We start from the raw sequence: 17,697 nt of genomic DNA, 5'->3' as shown, positions 1-17,697 counted from the left end.
GACTCCAGTGGTGAACATCAGCGGGAACTCCCGTTGCCAGAGGATACCAGCCGCTCGCCGTCGGCGGGGCCGGCGGGTGGCGGAACGCGCATGAAGAAGGTGCCGTCCTCGTTGACCTGGGTGATGCCGGTGGCCAGCACCTTGCGATAGTCCTTGAGGTTGAAGGCCAGGGTCTGGTCCGGGCGCTCGGCCTTGAGCAGCACCTGCGAGTAGGTGATGAGGATCTCGAAGATCTTCAGGTCGCCCGACTGCAGCCAGATGTAGGACTGCCCGGCCTGGCGCGGAGGCTCGAAGGCCAGCGAGGCGGCGCCGTCTCTGGGCGCGAATTTCAGGTGCAGGCCCTTGGCGTCCAGCCAGGAGGACTCGACGCGGCCGTCGATGCCCACCAGCGGGAAGACCTGGTGGTAGTTCAGGTGCATCACGTTGTCCTGCAGCACCGCGCCGGGTCGCTCCAGGGTCACCAGCGAATCCAGGCGCAGGCCTACCAGGCTCATGGCGCCGTAGCTGGGCACGCCGAGCACCTTCACGCTGTCGGGCTGGTAGTCGAGGTTGTCGCCGTCGAGCTTCACCGTGCCGGAGAGCCGTAGCGGCAGCCAGGGGCCGACGCCCAGCGGCTGCACTTCGCCGGAGACCAGCAGGCGATCGCCTTCGATGCTCAGCTTGAAGTCGCGCAGCATGGTTTCCGGGTAGGCAAGGATGTGCTGGTTGAACAGGTTGCCGAGCTGTTCGGGGCTGAGGATCACCTCGCCCTCGGAAACGTTGATGCGCATGTCCTGCGGGCGGTCGAAGTCGATCGGCTCGCCGGCCTTGAGCGGCACCAGCCAGCCCTTGAGCAGCGGGCTGTGGAAGCCGATGTCGCCCTGGAAGTACATGTCCACGTTGTTGAGCAGGATGCCCACGCCGTCCTGGCCGGAATCGCGCAGGCCGCCCGGCCGGCTGGCCTTGAAGTCCGCCGCCGGCGGCGTCTGCTGGAACCAGCCCTGGCGCAGCACGCCCAGTTCGCGCTGTTGCTTGTCGATGGCGCTCTCGGCCGCGGCCTGGCCGGCCAGCGTGAGGCAAAGAAGGGAAGCAAGGAGGGTTCTCATAGGGCTTTCTCCTCCGGGGCCGGCGCCTTAACCGGCGAGACGGCGATGTGCACCATGCCGTCTTCGCGCAGGCGGATTTCGCCGTACTGCAGCTGGCGGCGGTAGTCGTAGAGGTTGAACAGCAGTGGCGCGTCCGGGCTGAGGCTGGTGAAGAGCGCGTAGGCCTTCACCAGGATGGTCCGCGCCATCTTGATGTCGCCGCCCTCGATGAACATGTAGCTCTGCGGCGCCTTGAGCTGTGGCCACTTGAGCTCGGCCAGGTCGCTGCCCAGCAGCAGGTCCATGCCGCCGTCGGCGAGCTTCAGGTGGCTGACGGTGAAGTCCAGGCGCGGCGGCGGGAACAGGCCGTCGAGGTCGACCAGGATGCGGTTGCCGATCAGCTGCATGTGCGCGGTGTGCAGTTGCAGCACCTCGGACATCTCGATGGAAGCAGCGGTCAGCGACGGTGTGACGTCCACCCCGTCGACGAAGATTCGCTGCGGCACCAGCGCCACCTTCAACGGCCCGGCCTGCTCGATCCCGGTGACCATCCGCAGCGGCCGCCAGCGGCCCTTGCGCAGCAGCTCGCCGTGGACTTCCTGGCCGTTGGCGCGGGTGCTGAGCTTGAGGTTGCGCACCGGCGCGCTGGCGTTGCGCAGCTCCTCGTTGAGCAGGCTGGCGAGGGTCGCGTCAGCGACGAAGATGTCCCCGGCCTGGATGCGCGCGATCATGGACTTCGGGTCGTCGAGCATCAGCGGCGTGCCGGCGCCCGCCACCGGGCTCATCTGGATCAGCATCTTGCGGATGAAGAAGCCGATGTCGTCGTGCAGGCGGAAGTCGGTGTGGCTGATCCACAGTTGCGAGGTGTTGCTGTCGGACTGCCGGGCGCTGACGTTGGCGTCCAGCACGCGCGGCGGCACCGCCTGCATCAGCGGGGTGTCCGGGCCCCAGTCGGAGGGGCGCACCGGCGGTGTTTCCACGGCAACCGCGGTGGCGGCGGCCAGCAGCAGGGGCAAGGCACTGAGCATCGAGCGCAGCATGGCGAGGCCTCATTCTTGTTGTTTTTTCCGAGTGTGAGGCTGGCCGGGCACGGCGAGAGCCCCCCCTTGGTTTGGTTGACGCCACCGGGTGTTACCGGCGGTGCCGGGACGCGGCGGCGAGCAGCGGTTATCCTTGGTGCCGAGTACCGATTGTCGGAGACCCCGTGAGCGAAACCCCCGCTTCCGCCCTCGAATCCCTGTGGCTGTGCGAGGCCGTGCGTCTGCGCGAGGAGCAGGTCGGCCCGCTGGAAGACAGCGAAGCCAACCGCCGCGCCATCGTCAGCGGCGGCGACCTCGCCCGCCGCCTGCAACACCGCGCGCTGCTGCTCGCCGAACGCGATGGTCAGCGCGCCGCTCTGCGCACCTGGGTGCAAGGCTCGCGCCTGGCGCTGTACCTGTTGCTGGCGCTGGCGCTGTTCACCGGCGGCGGCCTGGCCTTCGCCGCCCTCGGCGACGGCCTGCGCCCGGTCAACGTGTTCTGGGCCCTGGCCAGCCTGCTCGGCCTGCACCTGATTACCCTGATCGGCTGGACCCTGGCCTTCTTCGCTGGCGGTGAGGCCGCCGGTGCACTCGGCCGCCTTTGGTTGTGGTTGAGTGGCAAGTTCGCCCGCGACGCCCATGCTGCGCAATTGGCGCCCGCGCTGCTGGTGCTGCTGGACCGGCAGAAGCTCACGCGCTGGGCGCTCGGCCTGCTGGTTCATGGCCTCTGGCTGGTGGCACTGGTCAGCGCGCTGGGCGTGATGCTGGCGTTGCTGGCGACGCGGCGCTACGGCTTCGTCTGGGAGACCACCATCCTCGGCGGCGATACCTTCATCGCCCTGACCCACGGCCTCGGCGCGCTGCCGTCGCTGCTCGGCTTCCCGCAGCCGGACTCGGATCTGGTGCGCGCCAGCGGCGATGCCCTGGTGGCCAGCGAAAACGCGCGCCACGCCTGGGCCGGCTGGCTGGTGGGCATCCTGCTGGTGTACGGCGTGCTGCTGCGCGGTGCGTTGTGGCTGCTCTGCCTGTGGCGCTGGAAGCGCGGGCGTGCGCAGCTGGCGCTGGATGTCTCGCTGCCCGGCTACGCCCTGCTGCGCGAGCGTTTGATGCCGGCCAGCGAGCGCCTGGGCGTCAGCGATGCTGCACCGGACGAACTGATTGAGCCGCAGGCGCAGGCCCCGGCGACCACCGCCGACGGCGCCGTGCTGGTGTCCATCGAACTGCTCGACCGGCCCAACTGGCCGCCGAAGCTGGCCGAAGGCATCGCCAATGCCGGCGACCTCGACGACGGTGCCCAGCGCCGCCGCCTGCTGGAACAACTCACCCGCTACCCGCCGGCGCGCCTGGTGATCGCCTGCGACCCGCGTCGCTCGCCGGATCGCGGCACCCTGGCGCTGATCGCCGAACTCTCGCGCTGCGCCGCCGCCACCCGCGTCTGGCTGTTGCAGGCACCGACGGGCGAAGCGCTGGACGCCGAGCGCCTGGGCGACTGGCACGCCGGCGTCGAGCGCCTGCAACTGCCGCACACCTCGGCATCGCCGCTGGGCTGGCTGGAGACCGGGCATGAGTGATGCGCTGAAACTGGCCGTGGTCGGCCACACCAACGTCGGCAAGACCTCCCTGCTGCGTACCCTGACCCGTGACGTGGGCTTCGGCGAGGTCTCCCACCGCCCCAGCACTACGCGGCATGTGGAAGGCGCGCGGCTGTCGGTGGACGGCGAGCCGCTGCTGGAGCTTTACGACACGCCGGGCCTGGAAGATGCCATCGCCCTGCGCGACTTCCTCGATGGGCTGGAGCGCCCCGGCGAGCGCCTGGACGGCCCGGAGAAGCTGCGGCGCTTCCTCGACGGCAGCGAAGCCCGCGGGCGTTTCGAGCAAGAAGCCAAGGTGCTGCGCCAATTGCTCGCCTCCGACGCCGGACTCTACGTGATCGACGCCCGCGAACCGGTGCTGGCCAAGTACCGCGACGAACTGGCAGTGCTCGCCGCCTGCGCGCGGCCGTTGCTGCCGGTACTCAACTTCGTCGCCAGCCCACAGCACCGCGAGGAGCAGTGGCGCGAGGCGCTGTCCCGTCTCGGTCTGCATGCGCTGGTGCGTTTCGATAGCGTGGCGCCACCGCTGGATGGCGAGCGGCGCCTGTACGAAAGCCTGGCGCTGCTGCTGGAGCGTGCGCGCCCGCAGCTGGATCGACTGGTCGCAGATCACGAGGCCCAGGCCGTCGCCCGCCGCGAGGCCGGGGCGCGGCTGATCGCCGAGCTGCTGGTGGATGTCGCCGCTTGCCGCCAACTGGTGCCCGCTGGCGACAGTGCTGTTCGAGCAGCCACCGAGACGCTGCGCAATCAGGTGCGCAAGCGCGAAGATACCTGCGTGAAGGCGCTGCTCAGCCTCTACGCCTTCCGCAAGGACGACGCCCGCGCCGCCGACCTGCCGTTGCTGGACGGACGCTGGGGCGATGACCTGTTCAACCCGGAAACCCTCCGCCAACTGGGCATTCGCCTCGGTGGTGGCGTTGCGGCCGGTGCCGCGGCGGGGGCGGGGATCGACCTGCTGGTGGGCGGCCTGACCCTCGGCGCGGCCACCGCGCTGGGCGCCATCGCCGGCGGCGCCTGGCAGACCGTCGGCCATTACGGTCAGCGCCTGCTGGGCAAGCTCAAGGGCAGCCGCGAACTGTCGGTGGACGACAGCGTGCTGCGTCTGCTGGCGCTGCGGCAGCGGCAACTGCTGGCGGCCCTGCAGACACGCGGGCATGCGGCGGTGGAGGCGATCCAGGTGCAGTCGCCCGAAGACAAGCAGTGGCGCGAGGGCAAGCTGCCCGAGGCGTTGCGCAAGGCGCGTGCGCATCCGGAGTGGTCCGGCCTCAACGGTCGCTTGCGCAGCGAGAAGACCGAGCGGCAGGAGGCGGTGGCGCAGTTGGCCACGCAGCTGCTCGAACCTTGAGGATCAACCTGTAGGAGCGGGCCATGCCCGCTCCTACAACGTCATGCCGTCGCATCGCTCGTGCTCAGACCAGCGACACCATCTCCACCTCGGCCTTTCCCCCGGTTACGGTCAGGATCGCCAAGGCAATCGGCAACTTGAACCTCCGCGGTCCAGCGCTGCCCGGATTCAGGTACAGCACCCCATCGCGCACCTCGTTCAGCGGCTTGTGCGAATGGCCCGCCAGCACGACATCGATGCCTTCGGCCGGAGGATCGATGGCCAACTGCTTGAGGTCGTGGATCAGGTAGAGCCGCCGCCCGCCCAGTTCCAGCAGCAGCGTTTCCGGCAGCGCGGCGGCCCAGTCGTCGGTGTCGTTGTTGCCGCGCACCACGTCCAGTGGCGCCAGGGCGCGCAGTTGGTCGAGCAATGAGGCGGGGCCGATGTCGCCCAGGTGCAGGATACGCCCGCAGCCTTGCAGCGCCGCCAGCGCTTCGGGGCGCAGCAGGCCGTGGGTGTCGGCGATGACGCCGATGCGCAGGGAAGTGGTCATCCGGGAAGCATAAACGACGACGCCACCCGAAGGTGGCGTCGTGGCGGTTCAGCCGTTGTGCGAGGCCTTGGCGGCGTCGGACTCGGGCAGGAACCAGTTGAGCAGCAGGGCGCAGATGCCGCCGGTGGCGACGCCGGATTCCAGCACGTTGCGGATCGCGTGGGGCATGTGCGCGAGGAACTCCGGCACCTGGGAGATGCCCAGGCCCAGCGCCAGGCTGACGGCGATGATCAGCAGCGCGCGGCGGTCCAGGTGGGTGCCGGCGAGGATGTTGATGCCGGAGGCGGCGACCGCGCCGAACATCACCATCACCGCGCCGCCGAGCACCGGCTCGGGCACGGCCTGGATCACCCCGGCGACGCTGGGGAACAGGCCCAGCACGATGAGCATCGCGGCGATCCACAGGCCGACGTGGCGGCTGGCGACGCCGGTCAGCTGGATCACGCCGTTGTTCTGCGCGAACACGGAGCTTGGGAAGGTGTTGAACAGGCCGGCCAGCAGCGAGTTGGCGCCGTTCACCAGTACGCCGCCCTTGATGCGCTGCATCCACAGCGGGCCTTCGACCGGCTGCTTGGAAATCTTGCTGGTGGCGGTGACGTCACCGATGGCTTCCAGCGAGGTCACCAGGTAGATCACCAGCATCGGGATGAACAGACTCCAGGAGAAGCCCAGGCCGAAGTGCAGCGGCACCGGGACCTGGAAGGCCGGCGCCTCGTGCATGCCGGTGAAGTCCAGGCGGCCCAGGTAGCCCGCCAGCGCGTAGCCCACGGCCAGGGCGATGACGATGGCGCCGCTGCGCATCCACACCACCGGGATGCGGTTGAGGATGACGATGATTGCCAGCACCAGGCCCGACAGCATCAGGTTCTCGCCGTTGGCGAAGGTGCCGTTGGACATGGCGGAGAAGCCGCCGCCCATGCTGATCAGGCCGACCTTGATCAGGGTCAGGCCGATCATCAGCACCACGATGCCGGTGACCAGCGGAGTGATCAGGCGCTTCACGAAGGGCAGGATGCGCGACACGCCCATCTCCACGAAGGAGCCGGCCATGACCACGCCGAAGATCGCCGCCATCACCGCTTCCACCGGGGTGCCGTTCTTCACCATCAGCGCGCCGCCGGCGATCAGCGGGCCGACGAAGTTGAAGCTGGTGCCCTGGACGATCAGCAGGCCCGCGCCGAATGGTCCGAAGCGCTTGCACTGGACGAAGGTGGCGATGCCGGAGATCACCAGCGACATCGACACGATCAGGTTGGTGTCGCGCGGCGACACGCCCAGCGCCTGGCAGATCAGCAGGCCGGGGGTGACGATGGGCACGATGATCGCCAGCAGGTGCTGCAGTGCCGCAAGCCATGCGATGGGCAGGGCGGGGCGGTCTTCCAGGCCGTAGACCAGATCGGGCTGGTCCTTGGCGGCGGACGGATTCTCGAGGGAGCTCATGGGCGGCGGTCCGGGAAAAAAGAGCGCGATTTTACTGGCCCACGGCGGGATCGCACAGTGCCATGAGGCAAGTTGGGATGAATGGGGAAGCCTGGGTTCCTACGGCGTCATAGTGCGGTGGCACTCCGAAGGCTTTCGGCGTGGAAAAAACTGCCGAAATTTCAACAGGGTGCGCGGAAGCGTCTGAGTGTGTCGGCCCGCTGGCGTGGCTTCACTGGAATGCATCCGGAGCCATTCGGGCGTCCGGCTCTATCCAGAGGGATACGACGATGGGTAAACAACAAGGCTTCACCCTGATCGAGCTGATGATCGTGGTGGCGATCATCGGGATTCTGGCTTCGGTCTCCATTCCCATGTATTCGGACTATTCGTCGCGCTCAAGAGCTGCGGCAGCCAAGGCAGAGCTGTCCGCCGTCAAAACCGCTGTGAGCCTTTGTATCTCTGAAACGGGCAAGGCAGATGATTGCAAGGCGGGTGATTACGGGATACCGGAAAACTTTGCTGCGACGTCCAACATCACTGGCGACTATGCCGTCGAGAAGGGCGTGATTAAGGCTACGACTGCGGCCACTGATGCGGATGGGAATGCGCTCAAGATTGAGCTGACTCCTACCAAGGCAACGGGAGAGAGCTCGGTCGCTTGGGAAGAGAAGGGATCCATCTGCAATGCGGATCGTGGGCTCAAGCCGGGTTCGGGTGATTGCCCGAAGGTGCCTGCAACCAAGTCATAAGCCTTCAGGCCACATCAATAAAAAAGCCCGGCATTCGCCGGGCTTTTTCATGTCACCGCCAGACTCAACCGTCCAGCAGCGCCTTGTCGCGCACCGCGCCCTTGTCGGCGCTGGTGGCCAGCAGGGCGTAGGCTTTCAGTGCGGTGCTCACCTTGCGCGCGCGGGGCTGAGCTGGCTTCCAGCCCTTCTTGTCCTGCTCGGCGCGGCGGGCGGCCAGTTCTTCATCGCTGACCAGCAGGTTGATACTGCGGTTGGGGATGTCGATCAGCACCTTGTCGCCGTCCTGTACCAGACCGATGGCGCCACCTGCGGCGGCTTCCGGCGAGGCGTGGCCGATGGACAGGCCCGAGGTGCCGCCGGAGAAGCGGCCGTCGGTGAGCAGGGCGCAGTCCTTGCCCAGGCCCTTGGACTTCAGGTAGCTGGTCGGGTAGAGCATTTCCTGCATGCCCGGGCCGCCTTTCGGGCCTTCGTAGCGGATGATCACGATGTCGCCCGGTTTCACTTCGTCGGCGAGGATGCCCTTCACGGCGCCGTCCTGGCTTTCGAAGATCTTCGCGCGGCCTTCGAACACATGGATGGATTCGTCCACGCCAGCGGTCTTCACCACGCAACCATCGAGGGCGATGTTGCCGTACAGAACGGCCAGACCGCCTTCCTGGGAGTAGGCGTGCTCGACACTGCGGATGCAGCCTTCGGCGCGGTCGGCGTCGAGGGTGTCCCAGCGGGTGCTCTGGCTGAAGGCCACTTGCGTGGGGATGCCGGCGGGGCCGGCCTTGAAGAAGGTGTGGACCTTCTCGTCCTGGGTCTGGGTGATGTCCCACTCGGCGATGGCGTCGGCCATGCTCGGGCTGTGCACGGTCGGTACGTCGGTGTGCAGCAGGCCGCCACGGGCCAGCTCGCCGAGGATGGAGAAGATGCCACCGGCGCGGTGCACGTCTTCCATGTGGTACTTCTGGATGTTCGGTGCGACCTTGCACAGCTGCGGCACCTTGCGCGACAGGCGATCGATGTCGCGCAGGTCGAAGGCGATCTCCGCCTCCTGGGCGGCGGCCAGCAGGTGCAGGATGGTGTTGGTCGAACCGCCCATGGCGATGTCCAGGGTCATGGCGTTCTCGAACGCCTTGAAGCTGGCGACATTGCGCGGCAGCACGGACTCGTCGCCTTCGCCGTAGTAGCGCTGGCACAGTTCGACGGCCAGGCGGCCAGCGCGCAGGAACAGCTGCTCGCGGTCGGAGTGGGTGGCCAGGGTGGAACCGTTGCCCGGCAGGGAAAGCCCTAAGGCTTCGGTCAGGCAGTTCATCGAGTTGGCGGTGAACATGCCGGAGCAGGAGCCGCAGGTCGGGCAGGCGCTGCGCTCGTACTCGGCGACCTTTTCGTCGGAGCAGGAGTCGTCTGCGGCAACGACCATGGCGTCGACCAGGTCCAGGCCGTGGCTGGCCAGCTTGGTCTTGCCAGCTTCCATCGGGCCGCCGGAGACGAACACCACCGGGATGTTCAGGCGCAGGGCGGCCATCAGCATGCCGGGGGTGATCTTGTCGCAGTTGGAGATGCAGACGATGGCGTCAGCGCAGTGGGCGTTGACCATGTATTCCACGGAGTCGGCGATGATCTCGCGCGACGGCAGGGAATAGAGCATGCCGTCATGGCCCATGGCGATGCCGTCGTCCACGGCGATGGTGTTGAATTCCTTGGCCACGCCGCCGTGTTTTTCGATCTCGCGGGCGACCAGCTGGCCCAGGTCCTTCAGGTGCACGTGGCCGGGCACGAACTGGGTGAAGGAGTTGGCGATGGCGATGATCGGCTTCTTGAAGTCTTCGTCCTTCATCCCGGTGGCGCGCCAGAGGGCACGGGCGCCGGCCATGTTGCGGCCGTGGGTGGAGGTTTTCGAGCGGTAATCGGGCATGACAGGTTCCTGCGCATCAGGTCACGGTGGGAGTCGATCCGGGTCTTCTGTGCGGCGGCGTACAGCGGGTAGGGCTGGCCGGCGAGACCTTGAGCAAACTCTAAGTCGTATCGTGAGCGCGGTACGCACCGGATGCAAACAGCAGATGGCCTTGCATGGGCGAGGTCGGCGCGGGGCTTGGCGGGGTCACCGCCTGCTCGGCCGGGGCTCACAGGCCCGCCGGGGGATAAATGGCAGGAATGCCCCGGATTCTACGCCGGCCCTTGCCGCCAGGGAAAGGCTGGCGGTCGGCACAAGGCATAGACTTTCGCCGCCCCGGCGTGGTCTGAATGGCCACTGGCGCTTTTCCCGTCCCGTTCGTTGAAGGAGCAACCCCATGAAAGTCACCCGCATCGTCCTGCTCGCCGCGCTGTTTGCCGGCAGTGTGCAGGCCTCGTCCGACGAAGCCTGGCAGGCACAGGACAAGCAGCAGCGCGAAGCCTGCCTGGCGCTGAGCCATCTGCAGAACAAGAAGGTGCTGGGCTCGCCGGTGCTGTTCGACGACAGCGTGGGCTACACGGCGCTGATGATCGGGGGGACCTATGCGCAGAAGCACATGAAGGGTAAACCGGGCCGCGAGCTGTGCCTGTTCGAGCGCAAGACCGGCAACGCAGTGATCAGCGAGGCGGATTCGTTGATGCCGATGAAGTAATTGCAGGAGGGGATGGCGGATAAAGCGTTCCGCTTTATGCGCCCTACGCGGCTGCATGCCCGTAGGGCGCATAACGCCCCAAGCGTTATCCGCCGCCATCCGCGACTGCAATGAAAAACGGGGCGCTCCCGTCAGGAGGCGCCCCGTTTTCCTTACCGCTGTGCCTTAACCGTTGGGCAGCAGGCGCACGGTCAGGCTCTTGATGTAGCGGGTTTCCGGGATCGCCAGGTGCACCGGGTGGTCCGGACCCTGACCGCCGCGCTCGAGCAGCTGGATGTTGCGGTCCAGGTGGCGGGCGCTGCCCAGCAGGATGTTCTGCAGGTCGTCCTCGGGCAGGTGCATGGAGCAGGAGGCACTGACCAGCACGCCGTCCTTGGACAGCAGGCGCATGGCCTGTTCGTTGAGGCGGCGGTAGGCGGCCTCGCCGTTCTTCAGGTCCTTCTTGCGCTTGATGAAGGCGGGCGGGTCGGCAACGATCACGTCGAAGCGCTCGTCGGCGGCCTTCAGCTCACGCAGGGCGTCGAATACGTCGCCTTCCACGCAGGCGACTTTCTCGGCGAGGCCGTTCAGCGTGGCGTTGCGCTCGACGCCGTCGAGGGCGAAGCCGGAGGCATCGACGCACATCACTTCGCTGGCGCCGAAGGCCGCGGCCTGGATGCCCCAGCCACCGATGTAGCTGAACAGGTCGAGCACGCGCTTGCCCTGCACGTAGGGCTGCAGGCGGGCGCGGTTCATGCGGTGGTCGTAGAACCAGCCGGTCTTCTGGCCGGCCTGCACTGGGGCTTCGAACTTCACGCCGTTCTCTTCCAGGGCGACCCATTCCGGGACTTCGCCGTAGGCGTTGGCGACATAGCGCTCCAGGCCTTCGGCGTCACGGGCGCTGGAATCGTTCTTCCACAGCACGGCGCTGGGCTTGAGCACCTGCAGCAGGGCGGCAAGCACGTCGTCGCGGTGTTTTTCCATGGTCGCCGAGGCGAGCTGGACCACCAGTACATCGCCGAAGCGGTCCACCACCAGGCCCGGCAGCAGGTCCGAGTCGCCGTAGACCAGGCGGTAGAAAGGCTTGTCGAACAGGCGGTCGCGCAGGCTCAGGGCGACGTTCAGGCGGTGAACCAGCAGGGATTTGTCGAGAACGTGCTTGGTATCGCGAGAAATCAGGCGGGCGCAGATGAGGTTGTTCGGGCTCATCGCGACGATGCCCAGCGGCTTGCCGTTGGCCATTTCCAGGATGGCCTGTTCGCCGGCGCCGAATCCGTTCAGCGGGGTGGCGGCGACGTCCACCTCGTTGCTGTAGACCCACAGGTGGCCGGCGCGCAGGCGGCGCTCGGCGTTGGCTTTCAGACGCAGGCTGGGCAGGGTCATGGGGGAGGGCTCCGGCAAAAAGAGCGGGATTATAGCGCAGCAGCGTGCGCCGCCGGAGCGCGGCGCACGGGCTTTTGATCGGCGGCTCTCAGGCGGCGAGGGTTTCGATCAGTTGCTTGCTGAAGGCGGGGATGTCGTCGGGCTTGCGACTGCTGATCAGCCCGCCATCGTTGACCACCTGTCGGTCGACCCAGTGGCCGCCAGCGTTGTTGATGTCGTCCTTGAGCGAGTTCCAGCTGGTCAGGGTCTTGCCCTTCACCAGGCCGGCTGAGACCAGCAACCAGGCGCCATGGCAGATCACCGCGATGGGTTTGTCGGCCTCGGCGGCCTTCTGCACGATTTCCTGGGCCTTGGGCAGGCTGCGGATCTGGTCGGCGTTGATCACCCCGCCTGGCAGCAGCACGGCGTCGTACTCGTCGATGCGGGCGGTCTCGAAGGTGCCGTCGACCTTGAAACTGTCCGCCGGCTGGTCGTGGTTCCAGCCGCGTACCTTGTCCTTGCTGTCGGAGAGGATCTTCACCTTGGCACCGGCTTCCTTCAGGGCGTCGCGGGGGCCAGTCAGCTCCACCTGCTCGAAACCGTCGGTGACCAGGATGGCGATGGTCTTGCCTTTGAGTGTCTGGCTCATGTGGCTTGTCTCCCATTTCGTCCGCTTGGGTGTAAAGGTTCCGACACAGCCGCCGATGAAAGTTCAATCAAAAGCAGCACTTCCAGAAGCCCCGGCTCTGGGTAAACTGTGCGCCCCGTCAACTTTTCCCAGCGCGCCCATGTCACAAGAACTCTCCGCCGAACAGATCCGTCAGGCCCTGCAGGGCATCAGCGTGCCGCCGCAGCCGCAGATCATGGTTGACCTGCAGATGGAGCAGTTCATGCCCAACCCGGACCTGAAGGCGATCGCCAAGCTGATCAGCCAGGACCCGGGGCTGTCCGGCGCGCTGCTGAAGCTGGTGAACTCGCCGTTCTTCGGCCTGGCCAATCGCATCACCTCGATCCAGCGCGCGGTGAACCTGCTGGGCAGCCGCTCGGTGATCAACCTGATCAACGCCCAGTCGATCAAGGGCGAGATGAGCGACGCGACCATCGTCACCCTCAATCGCTTCTGGGACACCGCCCAGGACGTGGCCATGAGCTGCCTGACGCTGGCCAAGCGCATCGGCTATGAGTCGGTGGACGAGGCTTACGCGCTGGGGCTGTTCCACAACTGCGGCATTCCGCTGATGCTCAAGCGCTTCCCGCACTACATGGCGGTGCTGGAGGAGGCCTATGCCAGCGCGAGCGACGAGCGCCGCGTGGTGGACACCGAGAACCGCGTGCTGAACACCAATCATGCGGTGGTCGGCTACTTCACCGCGCGCTCCTGGCGCCTGCCGGAGCACGTCTGCGAGGCCATCGCCAACCACCACAATGCGCTGTCTATCTTCAGCGAGGACAACTGCCGCGATACCCAGCTGAAGAACCTGCTGGCGATCCTCAAGATGGCCGAGCACATCTGCGGCTCTTACCGCGTGCTGGGCAACCAGGACGAGGACCACGAGTGGGAGAGCGTGCGCGCGCTGGTGCTGGATTACGTCGGGCTCAGCGAGTACGACTTCGAGAACCTCAAGGCGAGCATTCTCGAGTTGGGCGTGGGGCAGGGGACGTACTGAATCTGCCTGCGTCGAAGCACCCTGTAGGAGCGGGCCATGCCCGCGATCGCGCGCATGGCGCGCTCCTACACTGCTACTGGATATGAAAAAGCCGGGCATCTGCCCGGCTTTTTCGTTCAACGTCGGCGATCAGTCGAGCATGTCGCTGAAACGTGCATCCTTCTTGTAGGCAATGGTCTGGCTGAAGCCGGGGACCTGGATGCCACGGTCGCTGATCTCGATGGCCTGCTCGTCGATCATGTCGTTGCCGAAGTTGTAAATGATGTCGAAACGGCCCTGGGTCGCGGCTTCGTCGTACTGCCGGGCGGCAGCGCGAGTGGCTTCGCGGCGGCCCTGGTAGTCGGCGAAGGCGGCGTCGCCGTGGCGCTTGCGCAGCATCTTCTCGGTGATGGCCGGGGACAGCAGCACGCCGGTGGCGTTGTTGCCGCCGAAGCCCTTGGAATTGATGAAGCAGACTTCCAGGTCGTCGCGGCGCACGTCGCTGCTGGACAGGGCGATGTGGTCCTTGAAGACGTCGTCGGCGAACTTGTCGACGGTCTTGATGCCGGGGATGACGCCGTAGCGGAAGGTGCCCAGGGCGGAGATCATCTGGTCGGCGCTGGCGGTGGCCAGGGAGTGGCCGACGAAGGCTTTCACCGCGGTGACCGGCCAGCCCTCGATGCCGAAGGCGGTGGCGACGCGGTCGAGGATTTCCGATTCGGTGACGCGGTTGGCCGGGGTGCTGGAGCCGTGGGCGTGGACGAAGCTGTGCTGGCGCACGCTCTTCTCGCCGACGATCTGCGCGGCGGCGGCCACGGCCTTGGCCATGGTCAGGTAGTTGCCCGGACCGGGAGCGGAGATGGACTTCTTGAAGCCGTCGGCGTTGATGAACACGTCCGGCACCGAACCGTGGATGTCGGCACCCAGCTCCAGGGCCAGGGCGTCGTCCATCAGCACCACGTACTGCGCGGACTCGGCCAGGGAGAAGCCGCAGTTGTCGCCGAACGGGCGGCTGGCGCGGCGGAAGTCGACGTCGTCGCGGCCTTCGATGTGGCGCAGGCCTTCTTCGGTGGCCAGCGCGCCCATGGCGGCGTAGCCCTCGATGATCTCGGAGGTGATCGGCGCTTCGGCGTTGCCGACGATGGCCACGCGGGCCTGGCCGGTGGTGATGACGTCGATGCCTTTCTGCAGGTTGTACAGGAAGGTGGCGCAGGCGCCGGTGACGCTACCGGTCATGCCGACGCTGCCCAGCACGTAGGCGTTGATGAAGTCGGTGGGCATGCTGTTGAAGCCCAGCGGCAGCTGCTTGGCCGACACGCGGTGGCCACGCAGGCGCGATTGCAGCAGGCCGCCGAAGCCGTTCTCGTCCAGCTGGCTCATGATGCTGCTGGAGAACACGGCGATTTCGTCGGGCTGTACGGCGTTGCAGATGGTCTGCCAGCCGAGGCCGGTGGAGCGCACTGCGTCGGTGGCGGCGACCACGGACATCTGCAGGCCGCGCGGGTGGAAGCGCGAGTTGTACAGCTCGCTCGGCTCGAAGCCGGTGGGCAACTGGCCGGCGGATTTCACCGGCAGCGCGCGGTAACTGTCGACCTTGAATTCGCAGCTGTCGTGCAGGGTGACGCGGACTTCGCCGCCTTCGAGTTCTTCCACCGACCAGTTGGCCGGCAGCGGCTCGGGCAGTTGCTTGCGCAGGGTGGTAAAGGTCACCGGACTGCCGGCGGCGCTGACGGTCAGGCTCTTGTGGCAGTGCGCGGCGTCGACGTCGAGGTATTGCAGCTCGATGCGACGGATCAGGGTGGACTGGCGAATCTGCTGCTCGAAGCGCTGCTCGATGGCGGCCAGGTCGAGGCTATTGCCGTCGGCGTCCTGGTACTGGCCGTCGACGACCTTGACCAGTTTCATCATGACCGCGAGACCGGCGAGGGTTTCCTGGCGGGCGGCGGACTCCATGGATTCGAGGACGGTGCGGCGGAACCCATGGTGGAAGGAACTGCGGCCAGCCGCGTTATATCCACCAAAACCAACGATGACCGGTAGTCGAGACATCTCTCGGAAACTCCTTCAGCAAGTGCATCTTGCGCGCCGGACGACGGTGGCCCATGGCGGGGCGGCCCGGTGGCACAAAGCCAGGCGTGGCTTCTAGTGATTCGGAATGCTTTAGCTGACGAGGATGATGACCGCCGAGTCACGCTCGCGCCAGGATTTGTCGGAAGAAGGCGACGAGTTCCCGAGCGAATTCTGCAGGGCTCATGAATGAAAACGGGAGCCGCGAAGGGCTCCCGTTTTTTACCGCGGCAAATCTCAGCGGTATTCGATGCCAGCTTTCTTGGTGCTGACGCGAGTACCGGACTTGCCTTCGGTGATGGCGACGATGTTTTCCAGCGAGCCGATCACTGCGTCCTTGCCGGTCGCGCGGGCGAACTCGATGGCGGCCATGACCTTCGGACCCATGGAGCCGGCGGCGAAGCCTAAGCGTTCCAGTTCGTCCGGGTGGGCCTGGGCGATGCCTTTCTGGGTCGGTTTGCCCCAGTCGATGTAGGCCGCGTCCACGTCGGTGGCGATGATCAGGATGTCAGCGGACAGCTCCTGGGCCAGCAGCGAGGAGCAGAGGTCCTTGTCGATCACCGCCTCGACGCCGGAGAGTTTCTTGCCGGATTCGTCGTACATGGTCGGGATGCCGCCGCCGCCAGCGCAGATGACGATGGTGCCTTTCTCCAGCAGCCACTTGACCGGGCGGATCTCGAAGATGCGCTTCGGACGCGGGCTGGCCACGACGCGGCGGAACTTGTCACCGTCCGGGGCGATGCTCCAGCCTTTCTCCTTGGCGAGGGCTTCGGCCTCTTCCTTGGAGTAGACCGGGCCGATGGGCTTGGTCGGGTTCTTGAAGGCCGGGTCCTTGGAGTCGACCTCGACCTGGGTGAGCAGGGTGGCGAACGGTACTTCGAACGGCAGAAGGTTGCCCATTTCCTGTTCGATCATGTAGCCGATCATGCCTTCGGTCTCGGCGCCGAGAACGTCCAGCGGGTACGGGCTGACCTTCTCGTAGGCTGCGCCCTGCAGGGCCAGCAGGCCGACCTGCGGGCCGTTGCCGTGGGCGATCACCAGCTCGTTGCCGGGGGCAACCTTGGCGATCTGTTCGGCAGCGATCCGTACGTTGGTGCGCTGGTTGTCGGCAGTCATGGGCTCGCCACGACGCAGCAGGGCATTGCCGCCCAATGCGACGACGATACGCATATTCATTTCCTCCGAAAGAGTGGGAGCGCCCGGACCGGCGACCTTGTCGCGGTCCGGGGCTGTCCGGCATTACATGTCGGCGAGGGTCGAAACGAGGATTGCCTTGATGGTGTGCATGCGGTTTTCCGCCTGCTCGAAGGCAATGTTGTACGGGGATTCGAAGACGTCTTCGGTCACTTCGATGCCGTTCTTCAGGTTCGGGTACTTGGCGGCGATTTCCTTGCCGACCTTGGTCTCGCTGTTGTGGAAGGCGGGCAGGCAGTGCATGAACTTCACGCGCGGGTTGCCGGCGGCCTTCATCATGTCCATGTTGACCTGGTAGGGCAGCAGCTCGTTGATGCGTTCGCCCCAGGCTTCGACCGGCTCACCCATCGATACCCAGACGTCGGTGTGGATGAAGTCCACGCCCTTGACGGCTTCTTTCGGGTCTTCGGTGATGGTGATGCGGGCACCGCTTTCTTCAGCGAACTTCTTGCAGGCGGCGACGTGTTCGTCGGTCGGCCAGAGCTCCTTGGGAGCTGCGATGCGTACGTCCATGCCGAGCTTGGCGCCGATCAGCAGCAGGGAGTTACCCATGTTGTTGCGGGCGTCGCCCAGGTAGGCGTAGCTGATGTCGTGCAGCGGTTTGTCGCTGTGCTCGCGCATGGTCAGCACGTCGGCCAGCATCTGGGTCGGGTGGTACTCGTCGGTCAGGCCGTTGAACACCGGTACGCCGGCGAACTTCGCCAGTTCCTCGACGATTTCCTGCTTGAAGCCACGGTATTCGATGGCGTCGTACATGCGGCCCAGTACGCGGGCGGTGTCCTTCATCGATTCCTTGTGGCCGATCTGCGAGGAGTTCGGGTCGATGTAGGTGACGTTGGCGCCCTGGTCATAGGCGGCGACTTCGAAGGCGCAGCGGGTGCGGGTCGAGGTCTTTTCGAAGATCAGCGCAATGTTGTTGCCTTTCAGGTGTTGCTGCTCGGTACCGGTGTACTTGGCGCGCTTCAGGTCGCGGGACAGGTCGAGCAGATAGCGCAACTCGCGGGTGCTGTGGTGCATCAGGCTGAGCAGGTTGCGGTTGTGCATGTTGAAAGCCATGGTGTTTCTCCTTGTGGGATCCAATCTCGGCCCTCGTCAGTACAGCTCGTGGCTGGCGGGGCGGGCGGCCCTGGCA

15 protein-coding genes are annotated in these 17,697 nt (G+C 66.2%); 5 read left to right on the top strand and 10 right to left on the bottom strand.

Annotated elements, in window-relative coordinates:
- Nucleotides 1–17: 17 nt before the first annotated feature.
- Nucleotides 18–1,085: a hypothetical protein gene (locus tag IB261_RS28260; protein WP_192383643.1), complete on the bottom strand. Its 1,068-nt coding sequence runs from the start codon at nt 1,083–1,085 to the stop codon at nt 18–20.
- Entirely contained in the window at nt 1,082–2,104 is a 1,023-nt protein-coding gene (locus IB261_RS28255; RefSeq protein WP_192383644.1) for a hypothetical protein, read from the bottom strand. Before IB261_RS28255 ends, IB261_RS28260 begins: the two co-directional genes overlap by 4 nt.
- A gap of 164 nt (nt 2,105–2,268) precedes the next feature.
- Here IB261_RS28255 and IB261_RS28250 point away from each other — a divergent pair, with 164 nt between their 5' ends.
- The gene (locus IB261_RS28250) at nt 2,269–3,654 is read left to right on the top strand and encodes a DUF2868 domain-containing protein (RefSeq protein ID WP_192383645.1); all 1,386 of its coding nucleotides are present in this window, start codon (nt 2,269–2,271) and stop codon (nt 3,652–3,654) included.
- On the top strand, nt 3,647–5,020 hold the full coding sequence (locus IB261_RS28245) for a GTPase/DUF3482 domain-containing protein (RefSeq protein WP_192383646.1): 1,374 nt from the start codon (nt 3,647–3,649) through the stop codon (nt 5,018–5,020). The genes IB261_RS28250 and IB261_RS28245 overlap by 8 nt, the downstream gene beginning before the upstream one ends.
- A gap of 64 nt (nt 5,021–5,084) precedes the next feature.
- Here the strand turns inward: IB261_RS28245 and IB261_RS28240 are convergent, their stop codons facing one another.
- Nucleotides 5,085–5,552, bottom strand: coding sequence for a metallophosphoesterase family protein (locus IB261_RS28240; RefSeq protein ID WP_192383647.1), 468 nt, complete (start codon nt 5,550–5,552; stop codon nt 5,085–5,087).
- A gap of 48 nt (nt 5,553–5,600) precedes the next feature.
- Entirely contained in the window at nt 5,601–6,992 is a 1,392-nt protein-coding gene (locus IB261_RS28235) for a uracil-xanthine permease family protein (RefSeq protein WP_065086527.1), read from the bottom strand.
- A gap of 269 nt (nt 6,993–7,261) precedes the next feature.
- On the opposite strand from IB261_RS28235, the gene IB261_RS28230 reads away from it, so the two are divergent.
- Nucleotides 7,262–7,723, top strand: a complete 462-nt coding sequence (locus IB261_RS28230; RefSeq protein ID WP_065086526.1) for a pilin — start codon at nt 7,262–7,264, stop codon at nt 7,721–7,723.
- 64 nt (nt 7,724–7,787) lie between these two features.
- Here the strand turns inward: IB261_RS28230 and ilvD are convergent, their stop codons facing one another.
- Nucleotides 7,788–9,626, bottom strand: a complete 1,839-nt coding sequence (gene ilvD, locus IB261_RS28225; RefSeq protein ID WP_065086525.1) for a dihydroxy-acid dehydratase — start codon at nt 9,624–9,626, stop codon at nt 7,788–7,790.
- A 376-nt stretch (nt 9,627–10,002) separates the two neighbouring features.
- On the opposite strand from ilvD, the gene IB261_RS28220 reads away from it, so the two are divergent.
- On the top strand, nt 10,003–10,317 hold the full coding sequence (locus tag IB261_RS28220; RefSeq protein WP_192383648.1) for a hypothetical protein: 315 nt from the start codon (nt 10,003–10,005) through the stop codon (nt 10,315–10,317).
- A gap of 165 nt (nt 10,318–10,482) precedes the next feature.
- On the opposite strand, the gene IB261_RS28215 is transcribed toward IB261_RS28220, so the two are convergent.
- Nucleotides 10,483–11,679, bottom strand: coding sequence for a class I SAM-dependent rRNA methyltransferase (locus IB261_RS28215; RefSeq protein WP_192383649.1), 1,197 nt, complete (start codon nt 11,677–11,679; stop codon nt 10,483–10,485).
- Nucleotides 11,680–11,767: 88 nt separating this feature from the next.
- On the bottom strand, nt 11,768–12,307 hold the full coding sequence (locus tag IB261_RS28210) for a type 1 glutamine amidotransferase domain-containing protein (RefSeq protein WP_065086522.1): 540 nt from the start codon (nt 12,305–12,307) through the stop codon (nt 11,768–11,770).
- Nucleotides 12,308–12,500: 193 nt separating this feature from the next.
- On the opposite strand from IB261_RS28210, the gene IB261_RS28205 reads away from it, so the two are divergent.
- A complete protein-coding gene (locus IB261_RS28205; protein WP_139791463.1) occupies nt 12,501–13,325 on the top strand; it encodes an HDOD domain-containing protein in 825 nt (274 codons plus the stop codon).
- 129 nt (nt 13,326–13,454) lie between these two features.
- Here the strand turns inward: IB261_RS28205 and IB261_RS28200 are convergent, their stop codons facing one another.
- The 3 genes from IB261_RS28200 to IB261_RS28190 all read right to left on the bottom strand — a co-directional run bounded on the left by IB261_RS28200 (nt 13,455) and on the right by IB261_RS28190 (nt 17,621).
- Nucleotides 13,455–15,353 carry a beta-ketoacyl synthase gene (locus IB261_RS28200; protein ID WP_192383650.1) on the bottom strand — a complete coding sequence of 633 codons (1,899 nt, stop codon included), beginning with the start codon at nt 15,351–15,353 and terminating at the stop codon, nt 13,455–13,457.
- A 255-nt stretch (nt 15,354–15,608) separates the two neighbouring features.
- Nucleotides 15,609–16,541, bottom strand: a complete 933-nt coding sequence (gene arcC / locus IB261_RS28195; protein WP_065086519.1) for a carbamate kinase — start codon at nt 16,539–16,541, stop codon at nt 15,609–15,611.
- A gap of 69 nt (nt 16,542–16,610) precedes the next feature.
- Nucleotides 16,611–17,621: an ornithine carbamoyltransferase gene (locus IB261_RS28190; RefSeq protein ID WP_065086518.1), complete on the bottom strand. Its 1,011-nt coding sequence runs from the start codon at nt 17,619–17,621 to the stop codon at nt 16,611–16,613.
- Between the last annotated feature and the right edge of the window lie 76 nt (nt 17,622–17,697).

The organism is Pseudomonas sp. PDM20 (assembly GCF_014852575.3).
In the GTDB taxonomy this organism is placed as follows: domain Bacteria; phylum Pseudomonadota; class Gammaproteobacteria; order Pseudomonadales; family Pseudomonadaceae; genus Pseudomonas.
Note: the sequence above shows the minus strand (reverse complement) of the source record. Positions and strands in the feature narration are given on the sequence as shown.

Coding starts and splice junctions, on each gene's coding strand:
- arcC (WP_065086519.1), bottom strand. CDS start 16,541: ATGCGTATCGTCGTCGCATTGGGCGGCAATGCCCTGCTGCGTCGTGGC.
- IB261_RS28260 (WP_192383643.1), bottom strand. CDS start 1,085: ATGAGAACCCTCCTTGCTTCCCTTCTTTGCCTCACGCTGGCCGGCCAG.
- IB261_RS28215 (WP_192383649.1), bottom strand. CDS start 11,679: ATGACCCTGCCCAGCCTGCGTCTGAAAGCCAACGCCGAGCGCCGCCTG.
- IB261_RS28245 (WP_192383646.1), top strand. CDS start 3,647: ATGAGTGATGCGCTGAAACTGGCCGTGGTCGGCCACACCAACGTCGGC.
- IB261_RS28190 (WP_065086518.1), bottom strand. CDS start 17,621: ATGGCTTTCAACATGCACAACCGCAACCTGCTCAGCCTGATGCACCAC.
- IB261_RS28230 (WP_065086526.1), top strand. CDS start 7,262: ATGGGTAAACAACAAGGCTTCACCCTGATCGAGCTGATGATCGTGGTG.
- ilvD (WP_065086525.1), bottom strand. CDS start 9,626: ATGCCCGATTACCGCTCGAAAACCTCCACCCACGGCCGCAACATGGCC.
- IB261_RS28220 (WP_192383648.1), top strand. CDS start 10,003: ATGAAAGTCACCCGCATCGTCCTGCTCGCCGCGCTGTTTGCCGGCAGT.
- IB261_RS28235 (WP_065086527.1), bottom strand. CDS start 6,992: ATGAGCTCCCTCGAGAATCCGTCCGCCGCCAAGGACCAGCCCGATCTG.
- IB261_RS28240 (WP_192383647.1), bottom strand. CDS start 5,552: ATGACCACTTCCCTGCGCATCGGCGTCATCGCCGACACCCACGGCCTG.
- IB261_RS28210 (WP_065086522.1), bottom strand. CDS start 12,307: ATGAGCCAGACACTCAAAGGCAAGACCATCGCCATCCTGGTCACCGAC.
- IB261_RS28200 (WP_192383650.1), bottom strand. CDS start 15,353: ATGTCTCGACTACCGGTCATCGTTGGTTTTGGTGGATATAACGCGGCT.
- IB261_RS28255 (WP_192383644.1), bottom strand. CDS start 2,104: ATGCTGCGCTCGATGCTCAGTGCCTTGCCCCTGCTGCTGGCCGCCGCC.